Annotated in this window: 9 protein-coding genes; 7 read left to right on the top strand and 2 right to left on the bottom strand. The window is 40.2% G+C overall.

Going from position 1 to position 13362, the window contains the following annotated elements; translation table 11 throughout:
• Positions 1-717: 717 nt before the first annotated feature.
• From AC0VYG_RS04240 to AC0VYG_RS04225, 4 genes are all read left to right on the top strand, one after another.
• Positions 718-1868, top strand: a protein-coding gene (locus tag AC0VYG_RS04240; RefSeq protein ID WP_475431108.1) for an IS3 family transposase whose coding sequence is annotated in 2 segments (ribosomal slippage) — positions 718-955 and positions 955-1868 — 1152 coding nt in all. Because the reading frame shifts where the segments join, the coding sequence is not laid out codon by codon here.
• A gap of 204 nt (positions 1869-2072) precedes the next feature.
• Complete coding sequence (locus AC0VYG_RS04235; RefSeq protein ID WP_475431107.1) at positions 2073-4307, top strand: YecA family protein; 2235 nt, start codon at positions 2073-2075, stop codon at positions 4305-4307.
• Positions 4308-4411: 104 nt separating this feature from the next.
• Positions 4412-6154 carry an ATP-dependent nuclease gene (locus tag AC0VYG_RS04230; RefSeq protein WP_475431106.1) on the top strand — a complete coding sequence of 581 codons (1743 nt, stop codon included), beginning with the start codon at positions 4412-4414 and terminating at the stop codon, positions 6152-6154.
• Positions 6151-7575 (top strand): UvrD-helicase domain-containing protein, encoded by a 1425-nt coding sequence (locus AC0VYG_RS04225; RefSeq protein ID WP_475431105.1) that lies wholly within the window; start codon positions 6151-6153, stop codon positions 7573-7575. Before AC0VYG_RS04230 ends, AC0VYG_RS04225 begins: the two co-directional genes overlap by 4 nt.
• A gap of 65 nt (positions 7576-7640) precedes the next feature.
• On the opposite strand, the gene AC0VYG_RS04220 is transcribed toward AC0VYG_RS04225, so the two are convergent.
• Positions 7641-8744, bottom strand: coding sequence for a PDDEXK-like family protein (locus AC0VYG_RS04220; RefSeq protein WP_475431104.1), 1104 nt, complete (start codon positions 8742-8744; stop codon positions 7641-7643).
• A 243-nt stretch (positions 8745-8987) separates the two neighbouring features.
• Between AC0VYG_RS04220 and AC0VYG_RS04215 the strand changes: the two genes are divergently transcribed.
• Positions 8988-10760 (top strand): hypothetical protein, encoded by a 1773-nt coding sequence (locus AC0VYG_RS04215; protein WP_475431103.1) that lies wholly within the window; start codon positions 8988-8990, stop codon positions 10758-10760.
• A gap of 209 nt (positions 10761-10969) precedes the next feature.
• Here the strand turns inward: AC0VYG_RS04215 and AC0VYG_RS04210 are convergent, their stop codons facing one another.
• Positions 10970-11347, bottom strand: a complete 378-nt coding sequence (locus tag AC0VYG_RS04210; protein WP_475431102.1) for a helix-turn-helix domain-containing protein — start codon at positions 11345-11347, stop codon at positions 10970-10972.
• A gap of 100 nt (positions 11348-11447) precedes the next feature.
• Here AC0VYG_RS04210 and AC0VYG_RS04205 point away from each other — a divergent pair, with 100 nt between their 5' ends.
• Both AC0VYG_RS04205 and AC0VYG_RS04200 read left to right on the top strand, forming a co-directional pair.
• Entirely contained in the window at positions 11448-11975 is a 528-nt protein-coding gene (locus AC0VYG_RS04205) for a hypothetical protein (RefSeq protein WP_475431101.1), read from the top strand.
• A complete protein-coding gene (locus AC0VYG_RS04200; RefSeq protein WP_475431100.1) occupies positions 11975-13339 on the top strand; it encodes a DEAD/DEAH box helicase in 1365 nt (454 codons plus the stop codon). The genes AC0VYG_RS04205 and AC0VYG_RS04200 overlap by 1 nt, the downstream gene beginning before the upstream one ends.
• The last annotated feature ends 23 nt before the right edge of the window (positions 13340-13362 follow it).

Here is a 13362-nt window from a genome sequence, read left to right as displayed (position 1 = left end):
AAGGCATGACTATGTTCAAGGAAACTCACGAATTGAAGTCGTTGAGCCTATCCAACTTACAGACATAACTACAGCAGCTATCCAAATCGCTAACAAAATAGGGTTAGAACTTGCAGCTATTATTCTAAACGTTGTTAGCACAATGACGACAAATGTCGCAAAGACAGCTACATTGCAACGAGTAGCCAATATCAAAACACCCAGCAGCACATAGCTGACAGGCAACCTTCACTTAGTAAATTACAGCAGAAACTTAAGGATATCAAAGCAGTACGTTGTCAGAATTACAAAAGGAATTGGTTCTATCTGGGATAATTTTGTTTCACAAGCGAGTGGATGAATGAGGACCTCAGCATTCACGGTTTATATTCCTAAATTAAGAAGCTTGGAAGAGCTCAACACTTTGAAGGCCTTAACTTAGCCTCTACAAATTCAAGGCTTAAATATTAGCTGATGAGCGCAATATATCTAATCATAAATGAAATGTTAGCTATATGGCTAACTTTCTACTTTGTATGAGCAATGTTAGCTATATGGCTAACATTGTGAGAAACAGGTGCTCAATGAACAAGCCGAGATCAATAGCGTTTTTGGTATTCTCAGACAGAGTGAAGCACTTCAATTGTATTACCAAACAATGTTCTCATTCGACTGGTATGGACCCACTTTTGTAGACATCTCATAGCTATATAATAATAGGTAAAAATGAGGTGAATTATGAGTGGAAAACGTTATACCGATGAGTTCAAAATTGAAGCCGTTAAACAAGTCACTGAGCGCGGCTACAAGATTGCAGAAGTGGCTGAGCGACTTGGCGTTAGCTACAAAAGTATGCATGATTGGATTGTCCGATACAGCAAGCCTGAAGCGAGCAGAAAAATGGAAGATTCAGCTCAGTCAGAGATCCAACGGCTCAAAGCTGAACTTAAACGGGTGACCGAAGAGAGGGACATTCTAAAGGAGGCCGCCGTGTACTTTGCCGGGGAGTCAAAGAAAAGTACACGTTAATAAAATCACGGCTCCACGACTATTCTATTGCTGTCTTGTGTCGAACAATGCAAGTCCATAGGAGCGGTTTTTACGCTTGGCTGGACTGTCCAAAAAGTCGACGAGAGCAAGAAGATGATGAACTTGCTATCAACATTAAAATGCATTGGCTTGAGAGTGGTTGTGTTTACGGCTACCGCAATATCACCAAAGACCTAAAAGGAGAAGGTAAGTCTTGTGGGAAGAATCGTGTGCTAAGGGTGATGCGCCGCGAGGGTTTAAAAGCACTAATAGGCTACAAACGCCACCCTGTTTTTTATCGTGGGTCTGAACGTAATACAGCCCCGAATACGTTAAATAGAGAGTTTATTGTCCCAGAACCAGATCAAGTATGGGTAACCGATTTTACGTACATCCGGACAAAAGAAGGCTGGCTTTACGTGACCGTCGTTGTTGATCTATTTTCTAGATTGATCGTAGGATGGTCAATGAGATCAAGGGCAACAGCAGAGTCCGTTCTTGATGCTTTACTCATGGCTGTTTGGCGACGACGCCCCACACAAAGAGTACTGGTACACTCAGATCAAGGCACTCAATATACCTCGAAAGATTGGCAAACCTTCTTAAAAGATAATAATCTGGAAGCCAGTATGAGTCGTCGTGGTAACTGCCATGATAATGCCGTTGCGGAAAGCTTTTTTTCATTGTTAAAAAAAGAAAGAGTGCGCAATCGAACCTACAAAACAAGAAGTGATGCTCGTTCAGAGATTTTTGATTATATCGAATGCTTTTATAATCCAAAGCGACGCCATGGATCAAATAATGGATTATCGCCACTGCAATATGAGAAGCGATATTTTACGGAGCTAGAAACTGTCTAGGAAACTGGGTCCATACCAGACAATTGTAAAAACGAAACTACATAACCTCAAAAAATAAAACTTTCGAACTTCTGGCTATTGGAGCAAAAACTGCTAGTACGGATCAGACTGTTCATAAATGCTGTTGATTTAGCACAAAAGCTGTTATCAAGAATGGTTAAGGAATAGCTGAATGAATTAGCTATTCACCCTAAGGAGGTTGAAATGGAAGAGTATAATCTCAAAAAGGTAATCACAGACCTAAATAATAAAAAGCTGGCAGCAATACAAAGTATAGAGGCAACTCTAGATACAGTTTGTGCTGAAACAATGTTGAGCTTACAGATAGCTCAGCTATTAACCACAACCGAGAACGGTAACATTGGCGATACTTATGGCACACACCCTGCCATGATTGAACGCCTTGCTGAAATTGCTATTCCTAAGTTTGGTGTTAGCCCAAACAAACAAATCAGCATGTTCCAATCCAATCCCGTTTACTCATTACTTCAAGATATTTTACATGCTGACATGATTTCCACTCGGCAATCTGATGACTTACCAAGTATTTCGGAAGACCTAAAACACTCAAGCGAAGTAATAAGAGGCAATGCTTACCCAGAACAAACAGCTGCGAAGATTAGGCAAATCCAAGGTAAATTTGATTCATGGTTTGAAGCACGCGTTGGAATATCACCCAATCGTGTAGTGGACGTCACTTCTGCTCTGGTTCCTCGTATAGAAGAGTTATACAGCAATGAAATGGATCATATTCGTAAAAATGCAGAAAGTTACCAAAATCAGTTTATAGAATACAAAAATCAAGCTACTCGTGGTAAGGAAGAACAGGATTTTATAGATTCATTACAGAGTGAGGAAGCGGCCTATATTTATGGCTGCGTAGAATATATTAATCTTGAGATGTGCCATAAGTGGCCAGCAGAGTTGACAGAACTGGCACTTTTACCCGTGGTAACAATTAAAGAAGCTGATGCTTTTAAAGGTCTATTTGCTGTTGGAAAACATAACATTTCTCAAGTTGAACACATTCAACGTAAACCATTTTATCAATTACTTGATGGTCGCTTGCTATTTGGGGATATATCCAATGCTTATGATGTTATTTTCGATGAGCTTGAGGCAATAGCCAAAAAGGATAATAAGTTCTTTAGTAACCAATACCAGAAATACAAGTCTAAATGGTTAGAGCTGCGTGCTTATGAACACTTATGTCAAATATTCCCTAAGTCAGATGTATATCAAAGTTTATGTTACCCAGACCCTGACAAAATATATGCTGAAGCTGAAATGGACTTAGCTGTGAAATGGGGACCTTTTTTGTTGGTAGTTGAAGCCAAGTCAAAACAATTCAGGTTTGAAGGCCGAGTAGGTGATGTTGGCCGATTGCGAACGGATATTGTTAGAAACATTCAAGATGGATTTGAGCAATCACTTAGGGCAAAGCGATATATTGCTAGTTCGAACGAATGTCACTTTAAAGAAAAGAAAACAGGAAAGCTTCTGTCGTTTAAATCAGATGATGTTAAAAAGATATTTTCTATATCAATCACATTTAATCATTTAGCGAATGTTGCAACTCGTTTGCATCAGTTAGGGGATTTAAACTTGTTTACTGACAAGGACTATCCTTTCTCTATTTGTGAATCGGATTTTGAGCTATTAACAAAAGCAAAGCTAACTCCGGATGTGTTTTTATATTATATTCAAAGACGTATCGAATTGTTTAGTGATAAGCGCGAATGGGTGGGTGACGAACTAGATTTATTTTCTGCTTATTTGGATACACGGCTACTTTTTGACAATTTAGTATTTGGCGAAGAAAAATGTATTAACTCTATGTCTTTTAGTGGCTATTCAGATCAGTATGATGAATTGATGGCGTTCGAGCGAGGTGAATATCCGGATAAGCCCGATATCAAGTTAAATCTGCCGCCAGGTACTGAACAGTTATTTGAAACACTTAAAGATTATGATGATGACAGTGCTAGGTGGATAGCTTTTGCGCTGCTTGCCTTATCGGATAGCTTACTTCATAAGATTACCCAGTCTTTACTAAATATCGGATTAGATTCGCTAAATAACGGTTTCAGAACTATGACGTTTGTCGAAAACGACACAGTGGTTGTTTTAGTCGGCACAAAAATTCATAGCGTTGATGATCTGCGCTCTCATATGGCTAATAAAGCGCTATTGGAAAAATATCGTTATAAAGCAAACAAATGCATTGTAATAGGTGTAAAGTATTGTGCTGGCAACCCTATTAAACTTTTCAATACTGCCGATTACATAGAATTTAAATGGGTACATGATGAAAGCATTGAACAAGTCTTGGCTTCAATACCAAAAGCTAATATTACGAAAAAGATTGGCCGAAATGAGATATGCTTTTGTGGGAGCGGTAGAAAATTTAAGAAATGCTGTATAAACCGAATACGGTAATTGAGCGTATTTTCCATTTTCTCATACACCTTTCGGCTGAAAAATATAAAAACGAATAAAATAAACACCTTAAAAACCCCGCTAATTTTCAAAAAGGATTTGGTATGTCGGTAATTCGTCACATAGAAATACAAAACTTTAGAGCAATTAAACAGCTATCTTGGCATCCAAAACCAGGCCTTAACTGTCTAATAGGGCCAGGGGATTCAGGCAAATCTACAATTTTAGATGCTATAGATCTTGCCCTAGGAGCACGGCGTACATACTCTTTTAACGATGCAGACTTCTATCAACTAGATACATCATCGCCACTGGTTATTACAGTCACTATTGGTGAGCTTCATGAAGAATTAAAAAATATAGAACGTTATGGATTTTTTCTCAGAGGTTTCAATCCCGAAACTAAAGTTATAACAGATGAACCACAAGTCGGTTCAGAAATAGTTCTTACAATAAAATTGTATGTAGACGTGGATTTAGCCCCTGATTGGAGATTGTATTCGGACAGGGCAGAAGCAGATGGTTTAGAACGTCGGCTCCCTTGGAAGCACAGAGAGCTATTGTCGCCAGCTCGGCTTGGCACAACCTCCCATCAAAACCTTGCGTGGGGAAATCGATCAGTGCTTAATAAGCTTTCCGAAGATACACTAAACGTATCATCAATACTTCATCAACTAGGACGACAAACTCGTCAAGCCTTTGCAACACAACAAGTTCAAGGAGTCTCAGAAATTCTAACTCAAGTCCACATAATAGCTAATGGCCTTGGTGTACCAGTTGGACAACTTAGCGCTCTGCTTGATGTAAATGGAGTATCCATATCCAATGGTGCAATCAGCCTTCACAATTGTGATGGGACTCCCCTAAGACAACTAGGAACAGGTTCTTCACGCCTTCTAATCAGCGGCCTACAAAAAGCGGCTAGTTGTTCTAGTATTCTTATCGTAGATGAAGCTGAATATGGCCTCGAGCCATACCGTATTACAAGACTGCTTAATGAGTTAGGTTCAAAAGATACGGAACCAACCCAGCAAGTATTCATCACCACTCATTCACCTTACGTCTTACGTGAATTACAAGCTGAGCAATTGCATGTAATTCGTAAACTAGCTCCTCCTACGCCACAAACGCCCCCACTAGCCCCCCCAGCATATGTGCACGCCATATACTCTTTAAATGCCGGAGGAGACCAACAGGCAACATTAAGAGCCTGCGCTGAAGCTTTTTTTAGCAAAGCTGTAATCGTCTGTGAAGGTAAAACTGAAATAGGGCTAGTAAGAGGGATTGATCTATACAATCAAGATGCTAATCACCCGACAATTCTTGCACAAGGTGTCTATTGCGCAGATGGCGGCGGCGATAGCATGTTCACTCGGGCAGAGGTTTTCAGGTCTCTAGGCTACCCTACATCTATTTTCAAAGACTCAGATAAACCGCAAGAACACCTGAGTTTAACTACTAAGATGGCCGCCCAAGGAATATCTATCTTCGAATGGCTTAATGGTAATGCAACAGAGGACGCCTTGTTCCTTTCATGCCCAGAATTCTTAATTAATGACCTCTTAAATTTAGCAATAAACCGTAAGGGTGAAGATTCGATTAGAGATCACATAGCAAACTATTCAATAAAAAAATTCACCTTAGATGACTGTCGAGAGCACTTCTGTGATGCACATAGAACAGTATTGGCAAAAGCTGCAAATAAAAAAAGTTGGTTTAAAGACATTGAACCATCAGAGCATATAGCTCGAAATATGATAGGACCTAATTTTGGATCATTTAGCCCAATATTGTCTGTCGCTTTAATAAACCTCTTTACTTGGGCTCGTAGCCAAGGTGCAGCATGATAAATGCTGAAATAGTTCTTAATACTGAACGAGGAGCGATAGTCGCTCCAGCAGGTTGTGGCAAAACCCATTTGATAACGGAGACACTATTAATACAAAATTCTAAACCAATTTTAGTGCTTACACACACAACTGCTGGAGTTAGTGCATTAAAAAAAAGACTTCGGAAGTTGTCAGTACCTACAAAACACTACATTGTTACAACTATTGATGGATGGGCTCTTCGAATAGCAAATAGTTTCCCAAATAGCTGCCCTATTCATTCATCACCAGAAAAACCTAAGATGTTCTATCCTGAAGTTAGACAATCTGTTGTGACATTACTCAATTCTGGCGGCATTAGCGACATCATTCAGGCATCGTATTCAAGGCTGCTTGTCGACGAATACCAAGACTGCGATGTTAACCAACATAACCTCATCACCTCTCTTTCAGCAGTACTTCCAACTGTTATTTTTGGAGACCCAATGCAATGCATTTTTAACTTTGCGGGGTCCATACTACCTAACTGGAACAGTGAAGTTTTAAAGCACTTCCCACTTATAGGTGAATTAAATACCCCATGGCGCTGGATAAATGCTGGTGCACCCGCTCTTGGGGAGTGGGTACTTGCAGCAAGAGAAAGCCTCAAGCTAGGGGCTAGAGTTGACCTACAAACTTGTCCTGCCCACGTAATATGGCACCCACTGAAAAACATACACCAAACAGATAGACCTAATCAATATAACGTTCAGCACTCTATCTTAAATAACTATCCAGAAGATTCTTTATTAGTCATTGGAAGCTCAATGAACAATCAATCAAGGCATGACTATGCTCAAGGAAGCTCACGAATTGAAGTCGTTGAGCCTGTCCAACTCACAGACATAACTACAGCAGCTCTCCAACTCGATAACAAAATAGGATTAGAACTTACAGCCATTATTCTAAACGTCGTCAGCAAAATGATGACAAATGTCGCAAAGACAGCCACATTGCAACGAGTAGAAAGTATTCTCAACGGTCGAAATAGGACTCCAGCCACTAATATTGAGCAAGCACTTTGTGATGTAGCTACTAATAGCTCAAGGTCTAATATCTTAGAAGCTTTGCAAAAACTCGAATTAAAATCTGGTACTCGTGTTTATCGAAAAAGTGCATTCGATGCGCTTAAAGAGTCTGTGTCTATAGCCATAACTTCGCCAGCAATAAGTGTATTTGAAGCTGCATCCTCAGTAAGAGAACGCCTGCGCCATCAGGGAGATAAACGGATACCAAATAGAGCTATTGGATCAACTCTTTTACTCAAAGGTCTAGAAGCCGATCATTGTATGATTTTGGATGCTCAAGCTAATGGTATGAATGCAAACAATTTATATGTTGCACTCTCACGCGGAGCAAAAACAATTACGATCTTTTCTAGGAATGCTTATATCCCATAAGATGATATCCAAGGTTGACTAGCAGAGCCGATAGAGCCCCTCACTGAATTCTTCGCGAGTTACACTCATCTAGCATTACCTTGAAAGGCTTTTTCGAAATCATCTAATTCTAATATCCGATTCGCGATGTATTGAGCAATAGCGTCCTCATTCATCAAGCCTAACATGAAACGATAACCTCGATAGCGATAGTCACCTTTACCTTCTACCCATCGCTCCACTTGCTGTCCTTTCAATATGTAGCTGTCTGCCTTTTTCTCATCGAAACCACCACGTAAGTGGGCATAAGCGTTGACCGAGGAAACACCGTCCTCTCCGGAGAGATACAAAACTACGTCAGATTCAGTTTCGGTCCATTTTTGAAGAGCAAAACGCATGGCTGGATAACCACTCCAGTGGTGTAGACGAATGGCAATATCTTGAGTTAAGCGGTTTTGAATCACGATTTGTAAGCGATGATGGTATTCATTGATAGCTTTCTGTTTAACATCTTGAATTTCTTTAATTTCAGCTAAATTATTTAGTATAAATTCATGTGTCTGCTGATTCACAGATGACTGAGACATTAGACTCTCCAGATGAACGATGAACTCTCGCAGTATTAAAGTCCATTTATCTATGGGCTGAGACAAAAACTTTTGCGCAAGCTGTTCTTTTAATGCGCCGGTAAGTTGCGGATAACTGATAGCAAACCAGCTATCGAGCAAAACTTCACCAGAAGGGGATAACACAACAAAAATAGCTTTTTTATCTTTAAAACGAATAAGGCTTCTCTCTTCTAGGACAAACTTCTCGTAGTCATGAAAAGGGTTATTCTGCTGATGATAGACTTTATTTTCTAGGATGATGACCCAGTCAGGCCCTTCCAACAATAAATCAATGCGCTTACCTGTATCCGTTTTGACTTCTCGCTCAGGTGTTTCACTGAGTGAACAATCAAAAACTTGATAATCTTCAGGCAAACATTGCATTAATGCCTTTAAGACAATGTTTCCTAATTTATGGGGGCCGTTGGGGTCACAAAAAAACGCCAATATGTCTGTGGTAGGATTCTCGTAGTAGCCTCGGCCACCAATGCTAAAAATGGTGGTTTCGGGAGTCTCTGATGGTTGCATTGTTTTAAACTGCGCCAGCAAGATCTCCATGCGTGATATAAGCTCTGTTTCCATACCTAACCTTATTATTCTTTAATTGATCGCCCTAGGTCGAGTGGTCTGCTCTACTTTATACTGCCTTTTCTTGATCGTCATATGCAAGCACATTAATGTTTAATGCTAAAAGTGACTATTTGCTCTCATATACCATTAAAGTATGGTATCAATCTCTGTGCGTATTGCTTCCACTACCTTGAAAATACACCGGGTTGGCCACTTTATACTAGGCTTCAATGTTGCCACACAATAGGCTATAAAATGAAATTTGATTACCTTGCTGCGTTTCCTATACCTGAAGAATACCTCCCCCCAAAGCTTCGTGAACTCCTAACTCCTGTTGGGCTATCAGCAAATATAAGAGTAGAAGTTGCTGCCATGCAAGAGAACGATCAATACGGTCCAAATGCTGAGCACCTTCACCTACAAATGGCAGTTGTGAGCGGAATAACAAATCAACCACTCGAGACTATGAGAGAAGCTGGTGATGGCGTTGTGGAGTGTTCAGTTCCAGCTGATGATGCCATCGGCTGTATAAGCAATTTTATACCATCTCTATCAAGTCACGATTACATTGTTGCTGCATGGGGGGGGAGCTCTTTTTATTCGTATAGTCTGTCTGAAAAAGTTTGGATGGCTCTTGGTTTATCACCACGCTGTGTTGGTAATGATGAACAACGCCTAGTTTACGATGACTTAGGTCTTCCTGAATTTGATGTAGCAGATGGTGAAATATCTACTAGCTACCATGGTTCACTTAAGAGAAATGTATGCTGGCGAATGTCTAATGAATATTTAAGGCGATATTTGTGGTTAAGAGGAGCTCGAGGTGTTCGAGTTTTTTTCTACGAAGTACAGTTACAAGATACCGTCCACATTCGAGAGGTCATGAAAGGTAAAACTCATATCCATTTAAAACCTATCCGTGGTGTAGAGTGGTTTGAATTAGACATTCGTGAACATAAACAGGGACTCCTTTTACAGCTTTGGGCATCGGTAGAAGCGGTTTATCCTGAATTATGTCCAGAACAAGATGCAGAAACACTGGTATGGCCTGGCGAGCAAATACCAATGACTCATGCCAGAGCAAATTCCATAATCCACCACCATAACCCAGTTTATCTGGATGACAAGTTTTTAGAAAAATACGAACAAAGTGTTTTTTATGATACTACCCCTTATCAAGCCTGGGGCCAATGGAACTGTGATCCCTCTTACGGAGGGCAATGGTGCTTCACAGAATGTCAGCGGGTTGGTAGGAATTTAATAAAAGTTCCTATGAGAGAGCTCTATAAGGCTAAACCAGATCGCGAAATTATTCATGCATACGAGTATGTTATCGCCCCAGAGAATTTGGAACATATCGATTTAGCTGAAGAACATATAGTCAATAAAGTACAACGATTATTAGAAGCATTACTAAATTTAGGCGATGGTCTATCTCAGCTTGGAGATACGATAGGTTTGGCTCAAACAACAGAAGAGTTAACAGGATTCAGTCGAAAAGAAATTGAGGATAACGGATGGCTCAAATACCCCTCGTTAAGTCGTCTGGCTCAAGTGGCTCCCATCGACATGACCCAACAAATGTTTTTAGCACGCTGTAAAAATATCCACGAGTTAATACAAAAAATCCCAAATGGATACCTCAAATCCCTGCTCATTAACGCTGGCTGCCCACGAAGTAAAATAGGAAGTCTTGGGAGCCTAAAACTTATTCAAGCCTTGTTAAACAGGCTAGAATACTTAAATGGTCAACTCGAATCAGTTCATGACTTCCCATCTCAAGTCGAACCCGAAGATTGGGGTGATTCAAACGTTAATTTAGCCTCACTATTTTTAAACAATGACCTAAGAATAGCGGATGCTCATGACGCGATAGAAAAATGCATTTCAACACTGCAAAAGCTAGGCTTTGATACAGCCAATCTTAGTAGTGGGTATGGGAGAGCACTTGATTTCGTGATGGATGGTGTTATCAACTCTTTAGACTACATAGCCAATCAGTTAAAAAAGCTGCTGCTTAGAGTATGAGTAAAATATGTTGCTCTCAACTAGGATATTCCTATGAATTATGGCCTGCTCTGTTAGAGTATTTTCGATTATTCAGGGTGAGCTAGTTGGAGCCAGTGCTCAATATATGGCTTCATAGTAAGCTCCCTTACTATCCATTAAGAAATACCATTACAGTGTCGTTGTTCCAGTTGGTGCTAAAGTTAAAACGGTTTCATAGGAGATTTAACCTACAAGTCTTTGATATCTATAGCAATCTCATGTGAGCCTTTACGCTGTTCTGTAATTTTTTCCGACTCTAAGTCTTCCAACTTCTCCAGCTCAGAGATTAATGCTTTCTTGGAAGTATCGTCCAAGCGGGAAATCAAGCACGCCAGTTCAGCACTTAGGTCATCCTCACACAAAAAGTAGTTCAGCGGGACATTGAGCTCTTGAGCAATTTTTCTCAAAGTCTCGATATCAGGAACATGCCGCCCCTTTTCATAGTGGTTCATACGGCCGCTGGCAGAGCTTTCGTCCATACCGATTTTTATCCCAAGCTCTTTCTGGGATATGCCGATTTTATTGCGAGCTTGCTTAAGTCGCCGTGGTATTGGGTTATCTGACAAAATAGTTTCATCTTTAAAGTCTCATGTACTTAGATTGTCTAAGTTTTACTTATTTCTGTATACTTAGCAATCCTAAGTATCTAGTTTTTGAGACACAAACATGACATCCAAACCATTTTCTTTGAATAAACAGTTCAAAGAACTCTTACGACGCATGGAAGGAACCAGCATCAGACGAAAAGAACTCATTCAATTAGCATCAAGTACAACAGACCTAGATATAGTCCAATCCACTAGACTAGTAGCAAGGAACGTTAGCAGGCTGACATCTAAAGGCCTCCTGAGTGCCAGTGGAGAGCGAAACGCTCGAACTTACCACCTTACTCCTGAATTAATCCTAATGCTAAGCAGCGGCTCTTGTGGCTCGTCAGACGAAGAAACTATAGATACAAGTCAAAGCTCAAATGAGGTACATCTTCTAGATGAAGAAAAGAAAGCCAATGCTGAATTAAAACTATTGTTGGGAGAGATTGATGCTTATCAGGAATATTTAGGACTATTCCCACATAAGCGACCAGCTATTTTGAAATTGCTAGATGAGTCTAGAGAAAAAGCGACAAGGTTCTACGGTCGATTAAACGCCATTAAAAAGATTATACAATCGACTCAACCTGAAGGGAATATGTAATGCTTAGGACATGGCAAGAACAGTGTCTCTCTCAAGCAGTAACATCATATAAGAAGCAATCTCAATTCTTGGTATTGGCTTCCCCTGGTGCGGGTAAAACCCTGCTTGCAGCGCATATAGCAAAAGCTCTTATCAACAGTGGCGATATCGACTATGTAGTATGCTTTTCCCCTTCTCGAATCGTTTCACAGAGCATTGAAGAAACATTTGAGAAAACATTGAAGCGAAAGTTTAATGGCAGACTTGGGGCAATCGGAGCATCGCGTACTTATCACTCTCTTAGTAACGCAGCTGAGCTAATCAATGATCTTGCGGCCACTAGAGTCTTGGTCATTTTTGATGAAATACACCACTGTGCCGGTAATGGTGAGTCTCCAGCAAATGCATGGGGATTACAGCTTCTCTCCACGATACAGCATTTAGCGACTTATGCTTTGTCACTTACCGGTACACCTTGGCGCACTGACACACTTCCTATTTCATTCGCTAAATACTCAGATCCAGAAGGCAACATTATCTGTGACTACTCGTATGATCTTGTTGATGCAATAAAAGACAAGGTCTGTCGGATGCCTCAAATTACCGCAATTGATATTGAAAAAGTAACAGTAAAAGGATTAGATAAATTTGAAACCTACACTAGTTTGCAGTCATTGCTAAGCGAAGGTGAAGTAAGCTATCAAACTGTGATCAGACATCCTGAAGTCATCAAGCACTTACTTTCATTAAGCGTTCATCGGCTGAATTTCCTTAGAAAGAGCTCACCTAATGCTGGCGGCTTAATAGTCGCATCTTCATACGAACATGCTTTACAGATTCAATCCATACTATTGGACCACTTCAATAAAGAGTCTACTTTAGTATCCTGTAGACATGATGACTCACCCGAGCTTATTAACCGTTTCCGTAAAGACAACAGCGAATGGATAATCAGTATTGCCATGATCAGCGAAGGGACAGACATACCAAGGCTGCAAGTTTGTTGTAGTCTTACTGATGTCACCACTGAACTTTACTTCCGTCAGATCCTTGGGCGCATCATACGAATGACCAAATATCAGTCACATGTTGCCAATATGTACATGTTAGCAGAACCAAATTTAGTGGAGTTTGCAGAGCGACTGAACAAAGCAATTCCAGGCACTTACAACTACCAAAAAACAGAAGAATTACTCAATAGTATCGACACACCGAGTCCAACAAATGATAGTAGTCGAGGCTCTTACAAAGACGACGTGTTGACACCAGAAGCCAACCTTGATGAATTTGTCTTGAGTAACGATCATGATCTATTGAAGCTAACCGTTCTAAACGAGCTTACGATGACCTCATTCAAATCGAAAATAATTTCTTATTATTTATAGGAATTCGCCACTCTTGAAATCCT

This window comes from Marinomonas sp. 63XJN7_7_ISO-PGPR-S23-202, from assembly GCF_056173505.1.
This window is presented reverse-complemented; position numbering and strand designations above follow the sequence as displayed.